Origin of the sequence: Maridesulfovibrio sp. FT414 (genome assembly GCF_050916235.1) — a bacterium.
In the GTDB taxonomy this organism is placed as follows: domain Bacteria; phylum Desulfobacterota; class Desulfovibrionia; order Desulfovibrionales; family Desulfovibrionaceae; genus Maridesulfovibrio.
Genome location: NZ_CP104854.1, coordinates 2,174,041 through 2,198,628, shown reverse-complemented (window position 1 = coordinate 2,198,628; position 24,588 = coordinate 2,174,041). Strand labels below are relative to the sequence as shown.

General features: G+C 48.7%; 23 protein-coding genes. 8 read left to right on the top strand and 15 right to left on the bottom strand.

Annotation, left to right across the window (positions count from 1 at the left end; translation table 11 throughout):
• Nucleotides 1-289: 289 nt before the first annotated feature.
• A complete protein-coding gene (locus N7E73_RS09745) occupies nucleotides 290-574 on the top strand; it encodes a transposase (protein ID WP_432734481.1) in 285 nt (94 codons plus the stop codon).
• Nucleotides 571-1,449 (top strand): IS3 family transposase, encoded by an 879-nt coding sequence (locus N7E73_RS09740; RefSeq protein ID WP_432738856.1) that lies wholly within the window; start codon nucleotides 571-573, stop codon nucleotides 1,447-1,449. Before N7E73_RS09745 ends, N7E73_RS09740 begins: the two co-directional genes overlap by 4 nt.
• A 198-nt stretch (nucleotides 1,450-1,647) precedes the next feature.
• Here N7E73_RS09740 and N7E73_RS09735 read toward each other — a convergent pair whose 3' ends face one another.
• From N7E73_RS09735 to N7E73_RS09690, 10 genes are all read right to left on the bottom strand, one after another.
• A complete protein-coding gene (locus N7E73_RS09735; RefSeq protein WP_432734480.1) occupies nucleotides 1,648-2,178 on the bottom strand; it encodes a hypothetical protein in 531 nt (176 codons plus the stop codon).
• Nucleotides 2,179-2,225: 47 nt separating this feature from the next.
• Nucleotides 2,226-2,777, bottom strand: coding sequence for a hypothetical protein (locus tag N7E73_RS09730; protein ID WP_432734479.1), 552 nt, complete (start codon nucleotides 2,775-2,777; stop codon nucleotides 2,226-2,228).
• Between the two features lie 280 nt (nucleotides 2,778-3,057).
• Nucleotides 3,058-4,677, bottom strand: coding sequence for a Tn7-like element transposition protein TnsE (locus N7E73_RS09725; protein WP_432734478.1), 1,620 nt, complete (start codon nucleotides 4,675-4,677; stop codon nucleotides 3,058-3,060).
• Nucleotides 4,678-4,682: 5 nt separating this feature from the next.
• Nucleotides 4,683-6,194 carry a TnsD family Tn7-like transposition protein gene (locus N7E73_RS09720; RefSeq protein ID WP_432734477.1) on the bottom strand — a complete coding sequence of 504 codons (1,512 nt, stop codon included), beginning with the start codon at nucleotides 6,192-6,194 and terminating at the stop codon, nucleotides 4,683-4,685.
• Nucleotides 6,195-6,204: 10 nt separating this feature from the next.
• Nucleotides 6,205-7,830 carry an AAA family ATPase gene (locus tag N7E73_RS09715; RefSeq protein ID WP_432734476.1) on the bottom strand — a complete coding sequence of 542 codons (1,626 nt, stop codon included), beginning with the start codon at nucleotides 7,828-7,830 and terminating at the stop codon, nucleotides 6,205-6,207.
• A complete protein-coding gene (locus N7E73_RS09710) occupies nucleotides 7,831-9,924 on the bottom strand; it encodes a transposase (RefSeq protein ID WP_432734475.1) in 2,094 nt (697 codons plus the stop codon).
• Nucleotides 9,917-10,735: a TnsA endonuclease N-terminal domain-containing protein gene (locus tag N7E73_RS09705; RefSeq protein WP_432734473.1), complete on the bottom strand. Its 819-nt coding sequence runs from the start codon at nucleotides 10,733-10,735 to the stop codon at nucleotides 9,917-9,919. The genes N7E73_RS09710 and N7E73_RS09705 overlap by 8 nt, the downstream gene beginning before the upstream one ends.
• Nucleotides 10,736-10,880: 145 nt before the next feature.
• Nucleotides 10,881-12,704 carry a glutamine--fructose-6-phosphate transaminase (isomerizing) gene (gene glmS / locus N7E73_RS09700; protein ID WP_432734472.1) on the bottom strand — a complete coding sequence of 608 codons (1,824 nt, stop codon included), beginning with the start codon at nucleotides 12,702-12,704 and terminating at the stop codon, nucleotides 10,881-10,883.
• A gap of 42 nt (nucleotides 12,705-12,746) precedes the next feature.
• Nucleotides 12,747-13,355 carry an XTP/dITP diphosphatase gene (locus tag N7E73_RS09695; RefSeq protein ID WP_432734471.1) on the bottom strand — a complete coding sequence of 203 codons (609 nt, stop codon included), beginning with the start codon at nucleotides 13,353-13,355 and terminating at the stop codon, nucleotides 12,747-12,749.
• Nucleotides 13,356-13,457: 102 nt separating this feature from the next.
• Nucleotides 13,458-14,912: a two-component system sensor histidine kinase NtrB gene (locus N7E73_RS09690; RefSeq protein WP_432734470.1), complete on the bottom strand. Its 1,455-nt coding sequence runs from the start codon at nucleotides 14,910-14,912 to the stop codon at nucleotides 13,458-13,460.
• Between the two features lie 185 nt (nucleotides 14,913-15,097).
• Here N7E73_RS09690 and rimO point away from each other — a divergent pair, with 185 nt between their 5' ends.
• The 5 genes from rimO (at nucleotide 15,098) to N7E73_RS09665 (ending at nucleotide 19,074) form a co-directional block, all read left to right on the top strand.
• Nucleotides 15,098-16,411, top strand: a complete 1,314-nt coding sequence (gene rimO / locus N7E73_RS09685) for a 30S ribosomal protein S12 methylthiotransferase RimO (RefSeq protein ID WP_432734469.1) — start codon at nucleotides 15,098-15,100, stop codon at nucleotides 16,409-16,411.
• A 90-nt stretch (nucleotides 16,412-16,501) separates the two neighbouring features.
• Nucleotides 16,502-16,735, top strand: coding sequence for a hypothetical protein (locus N7E73_RS09680; protein WP_432734468.1), 234 nt, complete (start codon nucleotides 16,502-16,504; stop codon nucleotides 16,733-16,735).
• Nucleotides 16,736-16,770: 35 nt separating this feature from the next.
• The gene (locus N7E73_RS09675; protein WP_432734467.1) at nucleotides 16,771-17,571 is read left to right on the top strand and encodes a glycosyltransferase family 2 protein; all 801 of its coding nucleotides are present in this window, start codon (nucleotides 16,771-16,773) and stop codon (nucleotides 17,569-17,571) included.
• A complete protein-coding gene (locus N7E73_RS09670) occupies nucleotides 17,571-17,999 on the top strand; it encodes a sugar 3,4-ketoisomerase (protein ID WP_432734466.1) in 429 nt (142 codons plus the stop codon). Before N7E73_RS09675 ends, N7E73_RS09670 begins: the two co-directional genes overlap by 1 nt.
• Complete coding sequence (locus N7E73_RS09665) at nucleotides 17,977-19,074, top strand: DegT/DnrJ/EryC1/StrS family aminotransferase (RefSeq protein WP_432734464.1); 1,098 nt, start codon at nucleotides 17,977-17,979, stop codon at nucleotides 19,072-19,074. Before N7E73_RS09670 ends, N7E73_RS09665 begins: the two co-directional genes overlap by 23 nt.
• A 60-nt stretch (nucleotides 19,075-19,134) precedes the next feature.
• Here N7E73_RS09665 and N7E73_RS09660 read toward each other — a convergent pair whose 3' ends face one another.
• The 4 genes from N7E73_RS09660 to N7E73_RS09645 all read right to left on the bottom strand — a co-directional run bounded on the left by N7E73_RS09660 (nucleotide 19,135) and on the right by N7E73_RS09645 (nucleotide 23,028).
• Nucleotides 19,135-19,593: a hypothetical protein gene (locus tag N7E73_RS09660; protein ID WP_432734463.1), complete on the bottom strand. Its 459-nt coding sequence runs from the start codon at nucleotides 19,591-19,593 to the stop codon at nucleotides 19,135-19,137.
• 93 nt (nucleotides 19,594-19,686) lie between these two features.
• Nucleotides 19,687-21,579 (bottom strand): C25 family cysteine peptidase, encoded by a 1,893-nt coding sequence (locus tag N7E73_RS09655; protein ID WP_432734461.1) that lies wholly within the window; start codon nucleotides 21,577-21,579, stop codon nucleotides 19,687-19,689.
• A complete protein-coding gene (locus N7E73_RS09650) occupies nucleotides 21,542-22,591 on the bottom strand; it encodes a glycosyltransferase family 9 protein (RefSeq protein WP_432734460.1) in 1,050 nt (349 codons plus the stop codon). Before N7E73_RS09650 ends, N7E73_RS09655 begins: the two co-directional genes overlap by 38 nt.
• Before the next feature lie 38 nt (nucleotides 22,592-22,629).
• Nucleotides 22,630-23,028 carry a YidH family protein gene (locus tag N7E73_RS09645; protein ID WP_432734459.1) on the bottom strand — a complete coding sequence of 133 codons (399 nt, stop codon included), beginning with the start codon at nucleotides 23,026-23,028 and terminating at the stop codon, nucleotides 22,630-22,632.
• Between the two features lie 172 nt (nucleotides 23,029-23,200).
• Between N7E73_RS09645 and N7E73_RS09640 the strand changes: the two genes are divergently transcribed.
• Nucleotides 23,201-23,440, top strand: a complete 240-nt coding sequence (locus N7E73_RS09640) for a hypothetical protein (protein WP_432734457.1) — start codon at nucleotides 23,201-23,203, stop codon at nucleotides 23,438-23,440.
• 89 nt (nucleotides 23,441-23,529) lie between these two features.
• Here the strand turns inward: N7E73_RS09640 and glpX are convergent, their stop codons facing one another.
• A complete protein-coding gene (glpX, locus tag N7E73_RS09635) occupies nucleotides 23,530-24,513 on the bottom strand; it encodes a class II fructose-bisphosphatase (protein ID WP_432734455.1) in 984 nt (327 codons plus the stop codon).
• Nucleotides 24,514-24,588 lie beyond the last annotated feature (75 nt).

Sequence of the window (24,588 nt, the reverse complement as noted above, 5' to 3'; positions counted from 1 at the left end):
TTCTCCTAAAAGATGCACAAGAAATATTTGAGGGCAAACAGGTCAGACCGGCTTTTGAAAAACCTGATATAGGGCAAGGCCTACATGGCCGATGAAGTGATAAGGATCGAAAGCGCGGATTCCCATCAAGGCCAGAGCAGAAAAATGCTTATAAATAGGCCGGATATATGACTGCATCTGACTTTTGATTTGTCTAAAAGTATTACTTGCCATCTGGGCGGGTCCATATATGCCCTATAGATGACGGACAGTCTCCGAGAGGTTAAGGTCAGCTCATGGAGACGCACTCATGAGTAACCGAAAGTATTCAGATGAATTTAAGAAGTCTGCCGCTAAGCTTGTTACTGAGCTTGGCTATTCATATAACGAAGCTGCGGAACAGCTTGGATGTAGCTCCTGGTCAATTCGACAATGGGCTAAAAAATATGGCAAAATTAAAGATGTTCCACCGGGATTCGAGCATATTTCTGCAGCGGATGAGATGAAAAAGATTCGTGAAGAAAACGCCAGACTTCGCATGGAGAATGAAATCTTAAAAAAGGCAGCGGCGTACTTTGCCAAGGAGTCCCTATAAAGTACGCTTGGATCTCAAAACAAGAGGGGCTCTATCCAGTCATTTTGTTGTGCCGAGTTTTGTCCGTTAGTAGAAGTGGTTACTATGACTGGCAAAAAAGGCTGCCAAGTGAGCAGCAGAAACGGCGGGAAACGATTCGCCAAGCTGCCAGCGATTCTTACCAAGGTAGTGGCGGAGTTTATGGATACCGAAAAGTACATGAGGACGTAATCGAAGCAGTCGGTTTCTATTGCTGCCCGGAAACCGTAAGGCGCGTCCTCGCTGCTGAAGGGATGAAGTCTCAAACAGTGCGCAAACATCGTTACCCGAAAACGAAACGGGATGATTCTTTTGCACCGAACCTGTTGTCGCGGGACTTCACAGCCAGTGCTCCAAATCAGAAATGGGTATCGGACATTACGTACATCCCCACAGGTGAGGGGTGGTTATATCTGGCAATCGTGCAGGATATCTTTTCGAGAAAGATAGTCGACTGGTCCATGTCCAACCGAGTTGACGCAGACCTGGCGTGTAACGCACTGGACATGGCAATCAACAACCGCAGTCCTACGGGAGAGGTGCTATTTCACTCAGACCGAGGGAGTCAGTATACCAGTTCCTCCTTTTCATCGGCTCTTCACAGGCACGGCTGTGTAACCAGTATGAGTCGTCGAGGAAACTGTTGGGACAATGCTGTAGCAGAGAACTTTTTTAGCAAGCTGAAGAGAGAGCGGGTAAACCGCACAATCTATAAAACTCGGGAACAGGCAAGGCAGGATATCTTCATCTACCTTGAAATTTTCTACAATAGGAAGCGCAGACATGCCGGGATCGGCTATGTCTCGCCCGAACGATATGAACAGGAATTTTACCGTAAACCAAAACTAGCTGCTTAACCTAAAATGGACTGTCCGTTTTTTGTGTAGCATTTCATTCCTATCTAGTCATACGCCAACATCCGGCACAAGTTGCTCCCTGAGCAATTATTATTTGCGAAACTAACTAGCAGCAATTATCACCATTGAATGTAATATAAAAAAGCCCACGAGTTCTTAACCAAACCGTGGACTTTTTATTATTCTGTAAACGTTACATCAATTTGATTTTTTAAAAATTCTAAATACAATAAAAACCTCTGCAAGGGTTTCCATTAGTGGTATTTTTGCAGATTTATCACGCCCTAAACATTCAATAGTCTGATTAAATGCTTTATGAACGTACCATGTTTTAAGAGCTGGCTCCTGTGAATGCAGCTTATACGAAGCATTTAGCAATACATCAGTGGCAAGTGATTTATCATTATACATCGATTCATACAGTGACATTTCAATCTGAATCCACTTCTTTCTCATCTCACTGTGCATTTTAGATTTTTCGTTATACCCACACCCAAGCACAACTGAGTTTAAAAGAACAACCGAAAATGAACTAATGGAAACAATTAACGTTTTCCATTCCATTGGCAGTAAATCCAACAATGTCACAAAACTAAGACTTGTAAGCAACAGCGTCCCTACCGATGTGATATTAATAAACATCGAATATTTACGCTCAAGTGCTGCATGATACAAAGAACTAAGCTTTGCTTCAAACAATAAATCATTAATACTTTTTTTATTACTCATATCAAGTTGGAAATTGAAGCTGACAATTAAGCCAGCCCCAATCCTAATTAATGATTTAAAATGCTAGTTCTATTTGCATTCAAATATATTCTTCCATTTTCTATGCTTACATCTCTTTCTGTTTCTTTATTAGTGAAAAAGCACAACTCAACATCAAATTCTAAACTTCTATACTCGTTTTTATGTAATAATTTAGATTTAGTTGCCATAATCCAATAGCTACTATGATGTAGAGATTGAGAGCTATCTATTAATTCTAATAAAACATTTATATCTTTTACATTACTTTTCTTTAATTCGAATGTTTTCAACAAAGAGTCGCTACAAAAAACATCTTCTATATTTTCATCTAATTGAGGATAAGAAATAGTCTCTTCTAAATATTCATTTAACTGTACATTCAATTCTACGAAACTATTAACCCTCTTCAAATCCATCTTTTCAGGAACTTTCAAAAGGCGAGAGCTTGCTTTTGGAGGTGCAGGAGGAATAGGCCTAGGAGAAAGGACTAAAATTGTTTCATTGTACGGTAGATCAAAGGAAACTTGCTTCCCTAGTTTCGGTGCAGTATGTTTTGTGTATGTATCGCAGCCTGACATGTTGCCCTCGTTTGCCGATTAAAAATATTCGCAATGATGACACTTAAGTACTTATCTGTATACAAATTGTCAAACATAAATTCCAGCCTAGATTCTCTACGCAAAACATCTCCTTACCCGTCCATAACACTGTCCCTCATCACAATGGCTTTTCGGTCACTTCCATATCCACCACCGCAAACACGATATGGACTACCAATGGCTCTAGCAATCCCCATGGAAGATGGAAAAGGTGGCCCGACTCTAATCTCAAAGTTGAAATACAACTAAATTCTATTTCCTAAAATCCTAGTAACTCCTGGATTCGTACATAAAATCGTGCAGCCCAACCCTCAATCGTATCAGGAAGCAATAATCCTCTATGTCCCCCGGCTGATTGTGGATGTTTGATACCAATATGTCTGCCAGAACCGCAGATATGGGTTAAAATCGATGACGGCCAAACGAGTGAACTCCGAACGAGTCCAAACATAATTTTGTTCAAATCATCGTCCCAAGTCGAATAGGTACGAGGCAATAAGACTTTTGTAGAAAGAGCCTTCACTGCATCTGAAGTGTCCACCTCAAGCAAAGTCACGAACTTTCCCTCAATCTGTAAATCAATAACAGCCATACACCTTGGGTTGCCGTCAGTCGAAAGACGATGCTTTGAACAGTTCGAAATCGGCGGTAATTTATGAATTACTTTCGACTCCATTTCACATCCGTCATAGCTTGCCATGACTTTGACCATATCCAAAAAACAGCTAAATTTGTTTTCAAACAAATGTGCATTTTCAGTAAGATCATGAGTAATATTCCAGTCAGCGCCAGCACGGCCAGGCCCTGCCGTGGGTTCTTCAGCGCTAACATCAATAAAATGAGATTCACCTTCGCCTTCATCTACAGCAACCGAACTCACTTTACGTTTCTTTTGGGCAACCCTGTTTGTAATGAATGGCTTAGAAAAGGCGGATTTCACTTTATCGCCTTGAAGAATTAAACGACTTCTTTCAGCATTAGCCTCTTCATCGTCATGCAAACAAACACCTTCAACCTCTCCAGTGGGAGCTACAGGTGATCCATTTCTGTTTCGTTCATTACTGGGAGTAGTAAACTCAAGATGATGCATATCGATTTCATCTGGAATATCAGCCTTTATGGATTCTAATGCTGCTATCTCATAAACAAACATTGCTTTAGTCTTCTTGTCGAACTGTCCGCGAACGTCAAAATAGGCACCAGGCAATTCAGGAGGATCAAACCTAAAATTCCACATTCTGTAATGACCAGATTGGTAACCATATTTCTTCTGATTCAGGCCAATACTCTCATATGACTTCCGAGCTTGCTTATCCAGTAATATCCAACTCAAATAATTCCGACTCTCCAAACTATTGAAATTCTTTAATGGATACCCAGCCGTAGGCATTATTTCTATAAGACCTTTACCGCTTTCTAGGTCAATCTCTGCATTAAAATCCACTTCCAAACAATCTGAATCAAGTGCAGTTCTAGCTAGATAGCCATCACGAAAAAACAACACCCGTGCAAGTTCAAACTGAGGTAAATATATAGTCTTTCCATCCCGTAACTGAAAAACAAAGCAAAATTGATCACGATATTCTTTATTAAGCCCGCCAATTGGACAATCCTTGATCTGACAAACACGCCAAGGAACTGTACTATCTATAACAAAATCCTCACTCCATCCTCTTAACTTGTGATCATTTGCTGTGCTAAGCTTTCGTTTTCTAGCTAAAACTGGCGCATAAGATACCGTAAAAGATTGTTTATCCTGCGGAGGATGAAATCGAAGATTTACTCCCCACCGTATTCTATTATTATGTTTAAACAACAGGCCGATAGATTCAATACATGCATCAGGGTCCACACCGTTAAAGACTAAATCCTCAGACATCTATTTTACCTCACTTCTTTCAAATACAGTTCCGCTTCAGCACGAATTCGTTCATCACTCAGACCGGCCAATCGCAAAATTTTCCATCTACGTTTCGGTTCACAGTCAGCTTCAAGAGAACGGATAGCAACGGCAATCCGTCGAATTTGATAGTCCGACACTGATTCACAATTATTTTCAAAGAACTTTACTGTTAATGGCAGTTTATGGAGATTTGCTTCGACGGTTGCTTTTGGTCCGAGCTGATCCAAATACCAATTTCTGGAGCGCCTTGGCCCTTCCATGTTGTTTAATGCCCATTGATGGACTTCTTTCAAAGTAGTCAAAACGTCCTGATCGCGCTTTTCCCAATTAACCCGATTATTCTCAGGCCGCGGAGACCTGCGGTGCTGCCCATTAATCTTCATGAGCCAAGCCCGATCATTTCGATATAACCACGCATAGATCGCTGCCCCGCCGGATAAACGAGCCTTTTTCACCCCGAACTCTTTGAGGAACGCTGCCCACGATCTGCGCATATCAAGAATTTCTTGACTGGGATTATCCTCTGATAAATCCACAGGACAGCTCACTACGCTCTTTGGCTTCAAACTGGATACGTTACTCAAGACGGACTGAAAATCCCATCTTGAGCCCAACAAAGCCTCTAAAACGACAATATGCTCAAGGTAGCTGAAGGACTTCCGATGCTTCCGAAAAATAGATTTTAACCAACAGGAATTTGAATTGGTTGATGGTAAAAGACTTCTCTTTGCGAGCCACTGGTTCGTCCAGCGGGCAATTACCTTTTCAGAAACCAGATCATGCAAGACTTTCTTACCCTTAGCGCAATCTTTTTCTCCTGCTAGTCGCTTGTAGAATAGTCCCCACTGGTCAAAGGAGGGGGATTTAACCGGGGTAGTGCTCAGAAGTTCATTAATGCGTTCTGCGACACGAAAATCCTCTGCACTGCTAGGACCTCCTGCCTTACCAGCACAAGCATCTGGGCTAAGAGCAAAAAACTGATGGCGATGTCGGCCATGTAATTCTATTCGAGAGTTCTGTAACGGCCCATGATGAGGGCAAACATCTGCACCTGCGACCTGCCAACTGCGCATCCAAGAATATTCGCCGAATTGTTCAAGCTGCAGTTCAAGACACTTAGGACAATATCTCAAAAACCGAATTTGCTTTACCCGGGAAGCAGCAGCGCCAAGAGCGAGATGAACGGCACCTTTAGATTGTCCGGACATCCATTCCAAGCATTGTCGTCTGCGATCTTCCGGAACGAAGGGAGCATAAAGGGGAAAGAGGGTATGTTTGTAAATGATGTTCGTAACATCAAGATTCAGGGAGTGAGGATACAATTCTGAAATTTGCTTGAGATGGCATGGAAGGTCAGGCGTGGCGATTACTTTCCGATTATCAAAAACATCTTCAAGTAGCTGTTTAGGACTCACCAGTCCCGCATGCACACCAGCCCGCGCCACAGTGCTGTAAATCAGCTCATCAGGATATGGCACGGGGAAATTAAGCATCTCTTAAATCCTACTGCAGCCATGAATCCACATCAAAAATCAGTGATTCATTTTTCAACTGTCTATACATGTTGCCTTCATCGGCTTGCGAATAGACGAACCGTAAGTCATCAGAATCCAGAGTATTCCAAGCCTTCTTCGAGACGGGCTTAATTTTGGACGGCATTGATCTTTCTGGCTTTAAATCCGCAGACTCGTACCACTTCAACACAATTGGAACCAACTCACGCACTGACAAATCTGGGGATTGGGCAACAACTTTCCTTACAAGCGGTATTATTCTGGACACATCACATCCCATACCGACAAGCAAGGCATGCAATCTTTGAGCTTGTTCATTATCTCCATAGAGGACATGAGGAGAGTCTTCACTATTAGCCAATTTCTCGATCATTGAAGAAAGCTCTAGGATCTTCTTGTCTATTCCGGGCAATGTTAAATCTGAAAACTGAACTATTTTCTCAGGATCTTTTGAACGCAGGGCTGCCAACATCGGCTTAACCGGCTCAAACTCATCATCGTAGACTTTTTGCAAAAGCTTCGAGGTGATACGCTCAGTCTTCGTGGCGATAGCCCTGAGCTGGGCAAGGACAAACAACTTAACGACAATATCATGTACCCCCTGAGACAAGTCATACCAACACGCACGCACTTCATCGGTTAGTATTTCATCTCGTTTTTGCAACCATTGATACTTCCAAAGCACATCAGTGAAGGCTCTCCATGTGGGAGTATCTTCTTCCATCGGCTCCCAAAGCAAAGCTCCCAATCCAGCTCCTCTACGTGCTGAGCGCAGATCATTTTCAAAAATGGGTCTGGCTTTGGGAGTTCCTACGAAAACCACCGGCAACCCTATTGTATTCACCATGGTTACAAAGAAGCTCAGCATCTTATCAATTCCACCAGACTTTCTTCGGCTCAAATGCTGAATTTCATCAATTATCAAAACGCCCAGTCCGTGCCGATTAGCAACTTGAGGCATCTGATTGAGCAGCATCTGGCTATTGTATCGAGGCTTTACATATTTAGCTTCATAATTGGTTCCGAGAACCTGATCCAAGGCCCGAAAGAAATGAACACATAAGTTTTTGGTGCTTCCATCATGCGGACAATCAATTTTCAGGTACACGACCTGGGTAAAATTGTATTTTTCATGAAAAATGACTTGTGGATAATTAGACAGAATACGTCTTAGCGTTGTGCTTTTACCGCTTCCTGAGCACCCTAAAAGTAACAGACTTGAAGCGGTCGAAACAGCATGATCAAATCTGAATGCATCCAAATCCCCGCTCATGATCCTTTCATACCCATTCTGCATATGAGTATTGTACGAACCGTCAGCCAAGTTCCTTCCTACATATCCCCTGCGGATCATGATCGACAGCTTTTCTTCAAGCTCTCTATGTACGCCTAACGGTTGAAAAAAATCATCGAGTAACGAAGGAATGATATGGACCCGAATACGCCCATCAACATAGATGTCATTTGGATTAAATTTTACATTTCCGATTAAACCTTTTTTAACCTGACCTTTCTTCATTATTGGAGGAAGGGCTTCAATGGAAGGATTACCACGGTAATCGGGAACTTCTGACTCTATATAAAATGCTTGAACCATATTTTTGGGAAGTGGCATCTAGCTATCCTCATCATCAAAAAATTCATCAATAAAATCAGGATAATTATAATTTTCTTCCTGAGAGCTATCATTCAAAGACAGGACCTTCGCAGGCTCATCTTTACGCCTCTTTTCCGGCTTATAAAACGGGACACCTCTCTCAGAGTCCTTCTCTTGCGCTTTGTTGCCTTGAATTCCACGTATCCGCTCGGCATTACTCATGTGGCTGGTGTCAGGAGACTTTCTTTCAGCTTCTTTAATCGTCTTGGCAACAAACTCTTCATGTAGCCGCTTTTGCTCTTCTGCCTTCAACTTCGTCTTCGCGTTAGACCTTTTCTGCGCATCCTTTACCTGCCAGACATCCCAGAAAGAACTCCCCTGAAATTCCCTAGATCGATCTGTTAGCGTGCAGACCCAGTAATCATTTTTCCCCTTATAAGGGAAAAGATAGATATGATCTGCTGAAGCTGGATCATAGGCTGCATACAACCCCACAGGCCTGCGAACATCCTTCGAACGATGCAGCCACCCGCTCTTCATAATTTCAGAAGAAGTATAATATACCCCAAAAACTGAAATTCCCAATTCGGAAAGAGCAGCCTTGGCACGAGGAAGTAAACTAATCCTGAGAGCTTCTTCTGAAGCAACTCTTAATCGACCGGTTCTGTTCTGAATTCCCCAATTCCAAAGCGACAAGGGAGTCATTTCCAAGTCTGCCGGCATATCAACATCCCGGTCATACTTACGCAAAAGATGGAACTTATTGTGGTACAGAATTGAAGATAAAATTATTTTCTTAAATTCACCTACAGGCAGCTTGGCAGCCAACCGGTAGTCTTTTCCGCCACGTTTTTTTATCAATGTTTTTTCAACAACTCCGGGGGCAAACAACTTGAAGTCAGCCTGCAGCGTCTTAAAGCTCCGCTCGACTATACCCTTGGCATCACCACGGTAGGGCGGAGTATTCTCAATCCGTATAGAAAAACTACGTTCAAGAGATTCAATCTGATGACCGAGCAACTCTCCTCTGTCCGCAAGAATTGCATTCGGCACCCCGACAATAGGCCAATCTTCATAGGTAATATCTCCAAAACCGTATTGTTTGCACAACTGCACCTTATCGGTCATGGCCGTAGCTAGAGCCTGCATAGCGGCAGCGTATGATGGGGATTCGAAACCGACATAAAAGCCAGCGACCATCCTGCTGAAGACATCAATGACCATGTAGATAACCGGCCGACCGACAATGTTGCCGCGGTCACTGTCTGAAACGAGGTAGATGTCAGCAATTGTGGCATCAATCTCAAAACGAGACCCCGGCCCTAGAACATTACTATTGGCTGTTCCGTTGAGGGGACGAACATCTTTCGTGTATTCAATGACATTTGTACGCTTTATTAATTTCTCAACCTGACGATATTCGCGCTTATAAAAATGAAGCATTTGCCACTTTGTGGGAATTTCAGATTCAGGAACTTCAGGAAAATAGTTCTTATAAAGCTCGGCGAATCTTCTATGCGCGTAAGGAACACTAACACCTTTATCTTTCATCAAATATCTATCAATGGCGATCCTGAAAAGACGTTCAACCTGATCATCAACGATAGCTCCAACCCCTGGAGTATATATGCGGGGACGGCCAAGTTTTTTACCTGCAGCCTTACGTTTCTTACCCTTCCCGCCAGAATTTTTATAATCAGGAAGCAGTGCATTGGGAGTTTGTCCGCGCTGCCAGTACTTACGAAGGTTCAAATATATGGTCCGCTTTGTGCCCCGACCATCAGCAACAATTTGATTTATATATCCAGATCGAACCTTCGGGAGATAACTATCGTGATCTGCGACAATTTCTTTTATCAGCGCATAGCTTTTATCCCGCCTTTTCTGAGCGGAAGAACCAGACTCAGGTTGTTCAAAAGCTAAGTGAGCAAACGGATCTTCAGCACGTATAAGCAGCCCTTCCTCTAACGCAGTGCGCAATTCTCTGGTAAGCATAACTACCGGGAAAGCTTTTGGATCAGCAACATCAATCCAAACCAACTGCTCCGGAAGAAGCAGTAAAACACGGAACAATTTTTCATCGTATTTGAAGACTTCATTAACTCTAAACATTAATCGCCTCCAAAACAGAAACATCATCTACAAAACTAATATCCGCAGGAGTTAGCTTTCTGAACGGAATAGTCACATCAAAAGAGAGCAATCGACTCGCTAAAAGCCCTCTTATTTCTGCCAGTGACTCCCCGGCTTCATGATCATATTTAATGTCCAATGATTTTGAAACCTTGATTATCGTTGAGGATAAATCTTTCTCAAAATGGTAGGAGTAAAATGCTAACTGCTCAGCCAGCTCACTGAGTTCATAAGTCTTTTGCTGATCAGGGTATAACCATTCAATATTCTGGAAAACAGTCCTTGAAATCTCTTTTTCAGTAACGAGAAACCATGGAACTTCTTTATGGACCCAGTAGCGTCGTTCCAACTCAAGCTTTTCAACAGTCCTTGGATCGCTTAGGTCTTTCGCGTATTTTACCTGCAGTACGAATTTCGGAAGGGCTGGATCAGATGAGTTGACCAGAAAGTCTGAAGACATGACTTGGTTAGTTCCCGAAACTTGAGGATGTCTGATGCCGGCATCTTTTGCCAACTCAAACGTAACCTCCTGCTGCAACGGAAACTGCTCGCGGATTTCAGTTGTTTTGGGAGACCAATCAAGAGCTAAAAAGACTGCCAGTTCCAAATCGGAAAAAAGGTGATGTGTTCGACGGGATTTATGTCCAAAAACTCGGTGCGACCTTCCTTTGGAAGCAATATCTCTAACTCGCAACCAAGGAGAGTAGTCGGCACCGCGCCCGGAACCACGCCCTTCTTTGATCCACTTCTTGATCTTTGCCTCTGTTAAGCCATTACTTCTTTTTGACATAAGAAAGCCGCTCCTGTTTTAGACCATATTTCCAGTCTAACAGAAGCGGCTTTAGTATACAACTTTATTACTTGGTATACTTCTTTATTACTCAGTATACAACTTTATTACTTTCTCACAAAGCCCATCATTACAATTACTTATACTATTCGACCGTGACGCTTTTTGCTAGATTGCGAGGCTGGTCAACATCCTTACCCAGATAATCTGCGGTTTCGTAGGCGAAGAGCTGCAGAGCCGGCAGGGCAATGAAAGTATTCAGCGGGCCCCAGACTTCAGGAAGATTCCAGCGGTGCTCGACTTCCAGCTCAACACCGGGGTTGGTCAGGGCAATGATCTCACCGCCACGGGCCTGAACCTCTACAAGGTTGGATTTAACCTTGGGAAAAAGATCATCATTAAGGGCCATGGCAAATGTCGGGAACTTGGGATCAATAAGCGCAATCGGACCATGCTTCATCTCACCGGAGGCATAGCCTTCAGCGTGGATGTAGGAAATTTCCTTGAGCTTGAGCGCCCCCTCAAGGGCCAGAGGGAAGTACAACCCGCGACCAAGGAAGAAGAAGCTGTAGGCCTCGGAATATTCGCGGCTGAGCTCCTGCGCCATGCTGCGCATTGCCGGAAGCTCTGCTTCAAGGATGGAGGGTATCTTGCGCAGGTCCCCGGCGGCCTTTGAATAGGTTGTCTGATCAAGGGTTCCCTTTTTCCTGCCCCAGTAAAGAGCCAACAGCAGAAGCGCGGTAAGCTGACTGCACATGGCCTTGGTGGAGGCAACACTGATTTCCGGGCCTGCCTGAGTGTAAACCACATAATCTGCTTCACGGGCCACACTGGAACCGACAACGTTGCACAGGCCGATGATGGGCAGCCCCTTATCCTTGGCCAGCTTGATCCCTGCAAGGGTATCGGCGGTTTCACCGGACTGACTGATCGCCAGAGCCACGCCGCCTTTCGGCAGCAGCGGATCACGATAGCGGAACTCGGACGCGATCTCCACTTCAACCGGAATCTTCGCCCACTGCTCGATAAGGTACTTACCCCACAGACCGGCATGATAAGAGGTTCCGCAGGCAATGATGTGCAGACGCTCGGGGGGCTCCATTCCTTCAAGCTCGGACAGGAGAACCTCGCTTCCGGTCTGATCTATACGCCCGGCCAGACAGTCGGATATGACCTTGGGCTGCTCGAAAATTTCCTTAATCATGAAATGCTTGTATCCGCCCTTCTGCGCGGCCTGAACATCCCAGTTGATGGTCTTTACTTCCTTTTCAAGCGGCTTGAGAGTGTCGCTCTGGAAAACCTCCCAGGCAGAGGAAGTGATTTTGACCAGCTCACCGTCCTCAATAAAGACAACCTCGCGGGTATAGGGCAGAAAGGCCGGGATATCGGAGGCAACAAAGTTCTCACCTACACCTACACCCATGACCAGAGGACTGGCCACGCGGGCGGCATAGACAGTTCCAGGTTCGTCGATTGAAACCAGCGCGATGGCATAGGCTCCCTCGACCTGCTTCAGAGCCCAGGAAACGGCCTCCAGCATGGTTTCGTTGTGCTTGCGGCCCTCGGCAATCAGGTTGCAGAGCACCTCGGAGTCGGTATCGGAACGGAACTCATAGCCCTTGGCAAGGAGCTCGGTCTTGATTTCCTGATAATTCTCAATGATCCCGTTGTGGATCATGGCGATTTTCTTTTCAAAATCCAGATGAGGGTGGGCATTGCGCTCAACTGGTATACCGTGGGTCGCCCAACGGGTATGCCCCACCCCGAAGGTGGAGTTGGTTACGTTCTTTTGAGCCAGCTTTTCATCAAGAGCGGCAAGCTTTCCTTCTGCACGGACAAGCTCGATTTCCCGGTTCTGGATAGTAGCCACACCTGCGGAGTCATAACCGCGGTACTCAAGTCTTCTCAAGCCCTCTACAATAAGAGGCACTGCAGGGCGATGCCCGGCATATCCGATGATTCCACACATATATATTTCTCCTGATTGATTTCCCGACTGGCTTAACGGGAATTACTTGCTGATCTTCTTCTGGAAATCAGGCCATTGGGCCATGAGGGAACGCAGGGCCTTACCCCGGTGAGAACGGGAATTTTTTGTTTCGCGGGTCATCTTAGCGGCCACGCAGCCCAGCTCCGGATCAAAAAACAGGGGGTCATAGCCGAATCCCTGATCTCCGGAAAGCTCAAAAGCGATGCGCCCGTCCCATTCTCCGCGACTCTGGATGCGGATGTTATCCGGAGTGGCCGCAACCATTACGCAGACAAAGCGGGCGGTACGCCTCTCCTCCTCAACACCCTCAAGGGCTCCGAGGAGCTTGATATTGTTTTTTTCAGGAGTGGCATCTTCGCCGCTGTAACGGGCGGAGTATACGCCGGGAGCACCGTTCAGGGCGTCCACTTCAAGGCCGGAATCGTCAGCAACGGCCACGAGCCCGGTCAGGTTGGCAACGGTCTGGGCCTTGATGATGGCGTTTTCCAGGAAGGTTTCACCCGGTTCCGGAATGTCGCCGATTTCAGGAAATTCATCCAACCCTTTTACTTCCAGACCGAAATCTTTGAGAAGTGCGTCAAACTCAGCTATTTTGCCTTTGTTTCTGGTGGCAAGAACTACTGTCTTCAAATCTCTCTCCAGTAAAGAATATAATAGTCGGCGGACAGGGATGCATCCGCAACATCAAATCCATAATGCTATGATTGGAGAGTAATACGCTGTAGAAGGTATTTAGGCAACCGCATTGGCTCGGGGAAGAAGCAGCGCAACACTGGTTCCATTACCGGGCCGGCTGGCAAGTTCCACATCTCCCCCATATTCCTCCATGATTTTCTTGACCATGGGCAGCCCAAGCCCGTTGCCGTTGACCTTGCTGGAATAAAATGGATCAAAAACCTGCGCCCGGATTTCATCGGCAATACCGGGGCCGTCGTCACGAACTTCAAGCCAGACATACTTTCCGCTGACCCCGCTTGAAATCTTGATGTTCCCGCCATCTGGCATGGCTTCCATAGAATTCTTCACCAGATTGATCAGGCACTGCCGTATCTGCTCAGCACCACCCACTCCAAGGGGGGCTCCGGGATCAAGGTCCAGCTCCACATTGATATCCTGCAGCCTGCATCCCAGCGAGAGAAGCTGCATGGCATCGGCAGCAACCCTGTTGACGTCGATGTTGTTTTTTTCCACATCCTTGGACCTCACAAAGCTGAGGATACTTTTCAGAAGATTATCCAGCCGCTGGGCCTCTTCATGTATAATGCGAATCTTTTCCCTGCCTGATTCGTCTATGCTGTCGTCATTGAGCAACACCTTTGCAAACCCGCCCATAGCCATCAGCGGATTGCGGATTTCATGGGCAATATAGGCCGAAAGCTCGCCGACCATGGCCATCCGTTCCGACTGCTGCAGCCTCTGCTCCATCAGGGTCCGCCCGGTAATGTCCCTGCGGATAACCACCAGTTGCACAACCAGCTCTGTGCCTTCCTCGGTAATGGGGTAGACATACAGCCGGAAGAAATGCATCCTGCCCTCGTTATCGGTTTCGGGCATCATGAGTTCATGCTGTTTGCCTGCGGGCATTTCCCCGACATGGAGCACGCCCTTTCTCGCCGGACAGACAGAAGTCAGGCAATCATAAAAATGCAGCGGATTCTGGCCCCGCAACTGCTCCACGCTTTGGGAGGCCTTTTCGCTGAAATGTCTGTTACAATCCATGATCATGCCGTCAGGACCGATTATAAGAATATCCTCCGGCATCTGGTCCACTACAGACTTGAAAAGGACCTGGGTCTGCATCAGGTCGGCCTTGCAGGCTATCCACAAACGATCAGTGGCATGCAGCCGAAGGAAAAAGCGGGCAGCAGGCAATTCCACCAGCACGACATCCGTGGGCAGAGAATCACGCAGATTGCGAACCATTCCCGGTTCGCCAGAAAGCTCGAACACCATGGTTATTTCCGGATGGGAAGAAAGCATTTCCTTGACATCCCGGAACAGGGGAAAATCAAAACCGGAGCTCAGGGGAGTGCCGCCCTCATCAAGAAGAACTCCGGCGATCAGGTCAAAACAGGCTTCATCCCTGCTGCTTTCATGCAGAAGCAGAGAAATGGAGGACAGTGCAAAAGAATAACCCACCACTCCGATGCAGTCCCTCTTCCTGTCCAGATCAAAATTCTCCAACATTTTCACTCCGGTACAAACCCAATTCAAAATTTATCTCAGGATATACTATTTCCGGACAAATAACCAACCGCCAGTGTTAAAATTTACCTCTTTGCGTTCACGCCTGAATGGGATATTCCCTTGCTCCGCATGGATTACTGACCTATAAAACAATATCTTGAACCAACTTCAAACAGAACTAAAAAATGACCGACAATAAAATAAAAATATTCACCATCAGCCTCGGCTGTCCCAAGAACAGGGTAGATACGGAAAGAATGCTGGGCGCATTCGGCAACAATATGATTGCGGCCAATGCCCCTGAGGATTCGGATCTCATCCTGATCAACACCTGCGGATTCATCGGCCCTGCCACAGAGGAATCCGTAGACACCATTCTAGAAGCTGCCGACCAGATTGCGGACCTTTCGCCGAAACCGGTACTTGCCGTGGCCGGATGCCTTGTCAGCCGCTACGGGGCCCTTTCCGAACAGATTCCCGAGGTGGACCTCTGGCTGTCCACCCATGAACTGGATAAATGGCCGGGGCTGGTCCAGAAGGCCCTGAACCGGGAATTCACCGTGGGCCTGCACCGGGCTGTCAGCACCGGACCCGCATACGCCTATCTCAAGATAAGCGAAGGCTGTTCACACTCCTGCCGTTTCTGCACCATTCCCTCCATACGCGGACCTCACGTGAGCCGCCCGCTTCAGGGGCTGGTGGAGGAAGCCAAATACATTGTGGATCAGGGAATTCCCGAGCTTATCCTCGTGGGTCAGGACACCACTGCCTACGGTTCCGACCTCAACGATCCGGACACAAACCTGCGCAATCTGGTAGAGAAACTGCTGCCGCTCAAGGGTCTTGAATGGCTGCGGCTCATGTATCTCTATCCCGCAGGACTTACTGATTCCATGCTCAGCTTCCTTGCTCAGGCCGGTAAGCCGCTGCTGCCCTATTTTGACATCCCCATCCAGCACGCCCATCCCGATGTGCTGGCTTCCATGGGACGCCCCTTTGCCCGCGATCCGCGCAAGGTGATTGACCGGGTCCGCACCCACATCCCCCACGCGGTACTGCGCACCTCCATCATCGTCGGCTATCCCGGCGAGACCGAAGAGCATTTCAACACCCTAGTTGATTTCGTGAGGGAAACCCGTTTCCAGCACCTCGGAGTCTTCGCCTATCAGCCTGAGGAAGGCACACCGGCAGGCGAAATGGAGCAGTTACCTGAAGAACTGCGCGAAGACCGCCGCATCAGGCTGATGGAAGTGCAGGCTGAAATCAGTCGCGAAATTCTCGAAGAAAAAATCGGCGAAACAATTCAGGTACTGGTGGAAGAACCCAACGACGAATGGGAAGGCCTTTTCAACGGCCGGGTATGGTTCCAGGCACCGGAAGTGGACGGTATGACCTACATCAGCGCACCGGAAGACGGGCTTGAACTCAAGCCAGGAATGATGATCGAGGCCGAAATCGACAATGTCACGGACTACGATCTGGTCACGCTGGTTAAGTAACTAGGAATTTTGATGCGCTGCGCGCTTTTGATAATTTGATTTCGCCGCCGGAGGCATATTTAAATCCTCCACCATACTTAAACGAAAGATATGCTTGTTCTGAAGTGCTCGGCTTGCAGACGCAAGCTCTGGAAATATTACAAAATCGGCCAGGGGGAAGTTCACCGCTGCCACAAGGACCGGATCAGGAAAATCTGGAACGCGGAAGAACGGGGCGGCAAGGTCTACTGCCCCTGCGGCAACCCATTCGGCATTGATCGCGGCAGTTACTGGACAATGGACAAAAAAGCGTTCACATATTCAGGAACAAAAACAAATAATTAACGCGAAAGATTCCATATTGATTATCCGGACGGGAAATGACTTCTCCGTCGACACATAACAACGCGCAGGAAACCCAACTGATGGCCATTACCGGACTTGTTCTTACATACAATGGCGAAAGACTTCTTGATGAAGCTTTGCAAAGCCTTTCTTTCTGTTCCGAAATTCTGCTTGTAGACTCCGGCTCGACCGACGGAACGCTGGACATTGCCAAAAAACACAATGCCCGTGTTGTTTTCAACGCCTGGAAGGGAGCAATTGAACAGCACAAATTCGCCCAGACCCAGATCAGCACCGAATGGGTGGTTACCATCGATCAGGATGAAATGATTTCACCGGCACTGCGCGAAAGCATTATGAACAAGCTGGCGAACCCCGACGAGAATCTTGACGGATATTACTGCCCTCGCCGGTCATGGTATCTGGATAGGTTCATAATGCACAGCGGCTGGTATCCGGACAGGCTGTACAGGGTTTTCAGACACGGGCGCATCACCATCGGAGGGGTCCGTCCCCATGAAGAACTGCGGCCTATCGGCAAGGCCGGGGAACTTTCCGGGGACATCATCCATTACCCCTACGAAAACTTCTTCCAGCACATGGGCAAAATCAACGAATACACCCAAGATGCGGCTGAAGACCTCTACTCCCGGGGCAAGCGCGGCTCTCTCGGATCGGCTATCGGGCACGGTATTGGCAAATTTTTCAAACAGTATATACTCAAGGCAGGCTTCCTTGACGGCCGGGCCGGATTTATTGTGGCCGTGCATGGATTCTTCTATACTTTCCAGAAATATATCCGGCTGGTCGAACTTGAGATGAAGGACAGGAAATAATGATTGAAGACAAACCGCATCTGATAGAACTTCCAAAAATCCATGATAACCGCGGCAACCTGACTTTTATTGAAAACAGCCGTCATATTCCTTTTGATATCAAAAGAGTGTACTATCTTTATGACGTCCCCGGCGGAGAGACCCGCGGCGGCCATGCGCACAAGCGGTTGCGGCAGTACATAATAGCCGCTTCAGGCAGTTTCGACGTGGTCCTTGACGATGGTAAAGAACGAACCAGATTCTCGCTCAACAGGTCTTACTACGGGCTGTACATCCCGACCATGACCTGGAGGGAACTGGAAAACTTCTCCTCGGGGTCTGTGTGTCTGGTGCTGGCTTCGGAATTTTATGATCCGACTGACTATTATTACACATATGACGACTTCCTAAAGGCGGTAAAAGACAATGAAACAAATCAGATTTCTTGATGTCGGCTGGACCTATCAGGCACTTGCCCCGAAAATGGATGCCGCTGTAAAGCGCGTTCTTGAGTCGGGCTGGTTCATTCTTGGTGACGAAGTTGAAGCCTTTGAAAAGGAATTTGCCCTCTATACCGGGGCAAAGCACTGCATCGGCTGCGGAAACGGGCTCGAAGCACTTGAGCTGGTGCTCCGTGCTGCGGGCGTTGGCCCCGGCGATGAAGTGCTTGTTCCCTCCAACACATTTATAGCCACATGGCTGGCAGTCACCCGCACCGGAGCCAGTATTGTCCCGGTGGAGCCGGTGGAATCCACCTACACCATGGACCCGCAAAAACTGGAGGCAGCCCTGACCCCGGCCACCAAGGCCATCATCCCGGTCCATCTTTACGGCCAGCCAGCCGACATGGACCCGATCATGGAATTCGCGGCCAGGCACAACCTTTTCGTGCTGACCGATGCAGCACAGGCACATGGGGCAGTCTACAAAGGACGCATGTCCGGAACTCTCGGACATGCTGCTGCGTTCAGCTTCTACCCCGGCAAGAACCTCGGTGCTTTCGGTGACGGCGGCGCGGTGACCACCATGGATGACGAAATTGCCGACAAGGTGCGCAAGATCGCCAACTACGGTTCCACCGAAAAGTATGTTCATGATTCACTGGGCTTCAACAGCCGCCTTGATGAAATTCAGGCTGCCTGCCTGCGCGTGAAACTGGACAAGCTCGATAACTGGAACTGGACCCGCAAAACCATTGCTGCAATCTATCTTGAAGGTCTCAAGGACACCCCGCTGGTACTCCCGGTTGTCCCTGAACACATCCAGTCCGTATGGCACCTCTTTGTTGTGCGCTGCAAGGATCGCGACGCCCTGATCAGGCATCTTGCCGAGAACAAGATCGAGGCGGCCATCCATTATCCCATTCCCCCGCACAAACAGGGTGCATACAAGGATATGGCCGGACTTTCACTGCCCATCAGTGAAGCCATCCACCGAGAAGTAGTCTCCCTGCCTATGGGCCCGCACATGAACGAAGAAGACGCCCGCAGGGTAGTCGATGTAATAAAAGCATTCTTCAAATAAAAACAAAAAAACCCCCGACAGCCTGCCGGGGGTTTCTTATTTCTGCCAATATCAGCCAATCTACATATCGACTATCGTGACTTCCCTGTTCTTAAGATCGGGTATATCCGCGTAATTCGCCAGTATCCCGGCGCCCCTGTCAATCTGCGAGGCTATATCATTAACCAGAGTTCTGCGTGCGGAAACTCTTGTTTCCGGGCTGAAAATCATTCCGCTTTTCGCCTTTATCTTGATTGAGTACCGCAGCTCGGAACGACGTCCTGCAGCGTCCGTTATTGTCAGGGTCGTATTCTCGACGACATTGCGGTTTTTCTGCAAGGTACTGTTGAGCTTGAGCACCTCACTGTCACTGAAATTCAGCTCGTTAAGAGAAATACTCTTGTAGAACCTGAATCCGGCAGCCAATTCCGGGCGTGGAGGCCCACCTAATCCGGCGACATAAAATATAATCGTACCAAACAGAGCAAAACCGCTCAGCCCGATAAAAAGCATTCCTATTTTCCTATTCCCGTTACTCACAGCCCCACCTAAAAATTGCTATGGCTCCCCAACCATCCGCATAGAAACTTATAAGCAAAACAACGTGAAATATCTATTATAAAAATCGTGAACTCAGCCCCCGTCACAGCGCACGATTTTAGCATCCCCCTGCTCCCTGCGCTCATACTCGGCGGAAGCCTCCACTGCCGCAGACCATGAATCATACTGCCCGAAACGCACGCAATACCATTTGCGGTTACCTGCCTCGGCAACTTCAACAACGTATGCGTCATAGCCCTGCCCACTCAGCCGGCTGCGTAATTTAGTTGCTGAAGCCTGCTTGCGGTTTGAACTCACCTGCACGGCATAACGCACCGGCCGCAAACCAGCTGTGATCTTCGGGCTGGGCTTTCCTGCGACGGCAACGGCCTTGGCCGGAGGAGCCTTCACAGCTCCTTCAGCACGCACATCAAAAAACTGCCAGGCCAACGGCCCATCCAGCGGGCGGGAATAGAGCAGATAACGTCCTTCCCCATCCGCTGAGAAATTGAACACGTCATCTTCCTCCACTTTGAGCGAACTGACGACCCGGCCGGTATTGCGATCGACAACCTGCAGCTGCACAGCCGGATAGATGGTCCCGTCCTCCATGGCAAAAGAGATGGTGGAGTTCACCGCAAAAACTGCTACACCCTGCCTGTTCACCGGCTTGGTAATCGGATTGAGCCCGGTATATGCAGGTGATTCGGTTCTGACCGGCAGCGGAAGAGACATTACAGGGTCACCGTAAAAAACCATCCGATAGAGCGGGGAAGAATCCTCATCCCTGCCTAGATTTTCAACAAACTGGGTCCGGGCCTCGGTAATGGCGTCACCGATGCGGTGCTTGCCGCTGAAATAGGCCTTGTGGAATTCCATCAGCAACCGGGGTGTTCCGCTGGAATCGACCCTTGTGACCCTGCCTTCGTCAAGTTCGGCAGTTATCTTCCCGCTATCGCCGCTTCCGGTCATCACGGCCAGACCGGCACCGGGGGAGAGCACCATTGCTTCAGCAGGGGTAGGTTCAGTGGAGTTTGCGCTGCGCAGTTCAGCAGAAGGAACAAGCACAACCGGCAGTCCGGGCTTGTACTCCAGCGCCATTATTCCGGAGACAGGAAGGGTTCCGTTACCGACTTTCAGGCCTGCAGGACTCGCATTCAGAGCCAGCCACTGTACTGAAGCATCATCCTCGGCAAGGCTCTGGAGCAGTCTTCTTGGCTCACAGCCTCCGGCGGCGCCCAGATAACGTATAGCCTCTGGACCGGCCATACCTTCCTGCTGCAGGTTGAAAAAGAGCAGTTCCGGGTCGGACAACTCTGCTGATCCGAAACCGTCCCCCCCGATAAACGATACCGGCCAGGCCGGGCGGAAAGCCCTGTCCTCGTACCAACGGTCATACTTGGCAGCTACGGCCTCAGCCTCATCTCCATCACGCGCCGGGATGCGGCCTACGGGAAGAACGTTTTCCGGAGAAGACGAATTTCCACCATAACCGAAGTCAGAAACGTATGTTTCCGTACCGTTGCCGATGCTGAACACGGCCCGGGGAATAATGGAGCTGTCGCCCAGCAGCAGAACGGACAGAACCTCACCATCACCGTTCAGTTCGCCGATCCGGTCCCTTATTCCCGCCATGATCCTTCCATCTGACTCTGCCGTGCCGTTGGCGGAAGGAGTACGCACAATAACCGAATTAACACCTTCATATTCCCGATGAAGATAGGCAAAATACTTTGCGGCCCGCATGAACGATCCGGGGCAGACAATGACGCTTACCCTCTTATCGGTCAGGGGAGCGCTGGAAACCTTTATCTCGGGTCTGGCCGGGACTGCACTGACGGCCTCGGAGGAAACCTTGCCCATTCCCCCCACCTTGCATCCGGGCAGAATACACAGCAGAAGGGCCGCAACTATCGGCAGAATTATCTTTCTTTCAAGGCACATCGGTTTAAAGCCCCCGGCTTCCGGTTTTTGATAAAATTTCATTCCAGACCATATCCACCGTAATATCCGTCATGCACCGGTGGTGTTTTTCCGGACAGGACCTGCCGCCGTGCAGCCCGCATGGACGGCATTTGAGTTCTCCCGGAGCTTCAAGCACGGTGGAGTTCTCCCCGCGCGGGAAAAAACCGAACTGACGTACCGTGGGGCCGAACATGGCCAGCACCGGCACATCCTGCACCCAGGCAATATGCATGGGTCCGGAATCATTGGTCAGGTACAGGTCCAGCATGCGGATATATGCTGCCAGCTGCGGAAGGTCCAGACTACCGGCCAGATTGATGACAGCATCCTGTCTGCCGGACTGTCTTGCTACCCTTTCTGCAAGTTCAACTTCTGCGGGGCCCCCGAAAAGTATGACCGTATAACCTCCGTCTACCGCCCTTTCAATGATGCGGGAAAAATTATGCTCCGGCCATTTCTTGGTCTCCCAGGTCGACCCCGGGTGAACACCGAGCACAGGCCTGCCATCCAGGCTGCTGAAAAAATTCCTTGCATCCTCCACCGCTGATTCTGGCAGGTCGAGTCCTGCAACCGGGGCAGGCCCACTGATGCCGAGCGGATCGCCTAGGGCCATCAACCGCTCAACTTCGTCCAGCTCATCAAACTTACGGCAGACTGTGTCGGTATAGACAAAACGATTGTACCACGGAGAATCATACCCGATACGGCGACTGATCCCGCTGGCCATTCCCACTACTGCCGAACGCATGCTGGTATGGGCTGAAATCCAGAGGTCAAACCCCTGCCGCCCAAGGGCTGAACCGAATTCAAAGGCTGCCTTCATGCCCTTCTGAGCTCCGCGCTTGTCAAAGGCATGCACCCCGGCCAGTTCGCGCTGTGCCTGAAAAAGAGGTTCAACCCCCTTGCGGACAAAAAGGTGTACCTCGGCACCGGGAAAGCTGGAGGAAAGGGCCTTTATAAAGGGAAGAGTCAGTACGGCGTCTCCCAGAAAAGCGGTCTGCCAGAGAGCTATTTTAGCATAATTTTCTTTCATCAGTCAGGATGCGTTTTCTGAAACCTAATTTAAAAATATTATTTGAAGAACATTCTTCCGGCAATGGTGCTGACGATAAGGATCAACCCCACGGCAAAAGTAACCAGCATTTCCGGATAAGGCGTGATCCACTTGACCTTTGAACCGATATTTTTCTGAAAAAGAATAAATCTCACCGCAGCACTCACAAGTATTATCAGCCCCGAAACAAGGGTGAACAGACTGAGGAAAGTCATTTCATCCAGTATCCGCACCGGGGTCTCAGGAATGAACTTGCGCATGTATATAGCTGCTTTCTCAATAATAAAGCCGAATCCGAGCAGGCCGAGGGAAGTTCGGCACCAGGCCAGAAACGTCCGTTCGCTTGCCAGCAGAGTTCTCATTCTGGCAAGGCTGTTGTTGTCCAACTCTTCCTGTGACTTATTTTTGTCTGCCATTGTGCCCGTCCCGGATATTTTGTTCAGCAATTCTTGATCTCGGATATATATGGCTATAATCTGGAACAGGATTACGGGCAACAGCCCTGACCATGGTATTACAGAACATTCACCGCATCAGCTTTGCATAGCTGAAAAAACCGGACACCGTCCGGGCCGACAAGGACAGATCATGAAATACATCATGTTTGAAGATTTTTCCGGCGACCCGCTGCCAATACTTTTCCCCAACCGCATCGGCTACCTTGAATTCAGGGAGCAGATTCCTTACACCACCGTGCTTTCAGCAGGATATGTGCAGATGCGCCCGAACGGCGTAACCTGCCACGGGGAAGCCAAGGAACTTGAGAAGGGAGCACGCCCGGAAGACGCAGCCATTATCGCCAAAAAACTGGATGCCCCGGACAACTAACCGGTTACGGCATATAAAATCAAGAAATGGGCGGAATGGACTGTTCAAGTCCACCCCGCCCATTTTTATTGAACTATCAGATATAGCTGTTAATCGTACTTCACCGCGCTGATTTTCATGAGCTTGTCCCAGGTGTGTACCGCTTCGATGAGGCGTACGGTACCTGTCTTGCCGCGCATGACCAGAGAGGTGGTTTCCGCACCGTATCCGAGGTAACGGACACCGCGCAGGAAGGTTCCGCCGGAAATACCGGTGGCCGAAAAGAATATGTCGTCACTCTTGACCAGATCGTTGACGGTCATGACATTGCGCAGGTCATAGCCCTGATCGAGCAGAGCATGCTTTTCAGCTTCCGACTGGGGGTCGAAGCGGGCAAACATCTCACCGCCCATGATGCGGATGGCGCAGGCGGAAAGCACACCCTCGGGTGTACCGCCGGTTCCCATCATGACATCCACTGGACAGCGCGGGTCAACAACCATGAGCGCACCGGCAACGTCACCGTCGGTATGGAGCTGGATTCTGGCACCGGCATCGCGGATTTCCTGAATGAGGCCGTGATGTCTGGGTTTTTCCAGAACAAAAACCACGAGATCATCCACGTCCTTGTTCAGGGCCTTGGCGATCTTCTTCAGGTTGTCCTTGACCGGGGCATTGATGTCCACCATGTTCCTTGCGGCAGTGGGAACAACCAGCTTCTGCATGTAATAGCTGGGGCCCGGATCAAGCATCATACCGGTGGGAGCTACACCAACAACAGAAATGGCGTTGGGACGGCCATATGCAAGGAGATTGGTTCCTTCAACGGGGTCCACGGCCACGTCCATGCCGGGGCCTTCGCCCGCACCCAGCTTTTCACCGTTGTAGAGCATGGGTGCATGATCTTTTTCACCCTCACCGATTACCACGGTTCCGCTGATGGCAAGGCTGTTGAAGCTGAGGCGCATTGCGTCTACAGCGGCCTGGTCGCCTGCATTCTTGTCACCCCGGCCCAGCCATCTGGCAGAAGCCAGAGCAGCCGCTTCGGTTACCCTTACAAGGTCAAGAGCCAAATTTCTCTGGGGAGCTTCCATTTATCTGTCTCCAAATGAGTAATTGAATTGTTAAAGTTCCGTATAACAATGAACATGGCAATTACATAAAAAGGG

Coding starts and splice junctions, on each gene's coding strand:
- N7E73_RS09720 (WP_432734477.1), bottom strand. CDS start 6,194: ATGCTTAATTTCCCCGTGCCATATCCTGATGAGCTGATTTACAGCACT.
- glpX (WP_432734455.1), bottom strand. CDS start 24,513: ATGGAAGCTCCCCAGAGAAATTTGGCTCTTGACCTTGTAAGGGTAACC.
- N7E73_RS09640 (WP_432734457.1), top strand. CDS start 23,201: ATGAAATACATCATGTTTGAAGATTTTTCCGGCGACCCGCTGCCAATA.
- N7E73_RS09665 (WP_432734464.1), top strand. CDS start 17,977: ATGAAACAAATCAGATTTCTTGATGTCGGCTGGACCTATCAGGCACTT.
- N7E73_RS09715 (WP_432734476.1), bottom strand. CDS start 7,830: ATGCCACTTCCCAAAAATATGGTTCAAGCATTTTATATAGAGTCAGAA.
- N7E73_RS09725 (WP_432734478.1), bottom strand. CDS start 4,677: ATGTCTGAGGATTTAGTCTTTAACGGTGTGGACCCTGATGCATGTATT.
- N7E73_RS09680 (WP_432734468.1), top strand. CDS start 16,502: ATGCTTGTTCTGAAGTGCTCGGCTTGCAGACGCAAGCTCTGGAAATAT.
- rimO (WP_432734469.1), top strand. CDS start 15,098: ATGACCGACAATAAAATAAAAATATTCACCATCAGCCTCGGCTGTCCC.
- N7E73_RS09710 (WP_432734475.1), bottom strand. CDS start 9,924: ATGTTTAGAGTTAATGAAGTCTTCAAATACGATGAAAAATTGTTCCGT.
- N7E73_RS09645 (WP_432734459.1), bottom strand. CDS start 23,028: ATGGCAGACAAAAATAAGTCACAGGAAGAGTTGGACAACAACAGCCTT.
- N7E73_RS09735 (WP_432734480.1), bottom strand. CDS start 2,178: ATGAGTAATAAAAAAAGTATTAATGATTTATTGTTTGAAGCAAAGCTT.
- N7E73_RS09650 (WP_432734460.1), bottom strand. CDS start 22,591: ATGAAAGAAAATTATGCTAAAATAGCTCTCTGGCAGACCGCTTTTCTG.
- N7E73_RS09655 (WP_432734461.1), bottom strand. CDS start 21,579: ATGAAATTTTATCAAAAACCGGAAGCCGGGGGCTTTAAACCGATGTGC.
- N7E73_RS09670 (WP_432734466.1), top strand. CDS start 17,571: ATGATTGAAGACAAACCGCATCTGATAGAACTTCCAAAAATCCATGAT.
- N7E73_RS09745 (WP_432734481.1), top strand. CDS start 290: ATGAGTAACCGAAAGTATTCAGATGAATTTAAGAAGTCTGCCGCTAAG.
- N7E73_RS09705 (WP_432734473.1), bottom strand. CDS start 10,735: ATGTCAAAAAGAAGTAATGGCTTAACAGAGGCAAAGATCAAGAAGTGG.
- N7E73_RS09690 (WP_432734470.1), bottom strand. CDS start 14,912: ATGTTGGAGAATTTTGATCTGGACAGGAAGAGGGACTGCATCGGAGTG.
- glmS (WP_432734472.1), bottom strand. CDS start 12,704: ATGTGTGGAATCATCGGATATGCCGGGCATCGCCCTGCAGTGCCTCTT.
- N7E73_RS09675 (WP_432734467.1), top strand. CDS start 16,771: ATGACTTCTCCGTCGACACATAACAACGCGCAGGAAACCCAACTGATG.
- N7E73_RS09730 (WP_432734479.1), bottom strand. CDS start 2,777: ATGTCAGGCTGCGATACATACACAAAACATACTGCACCGAAACTAGGG.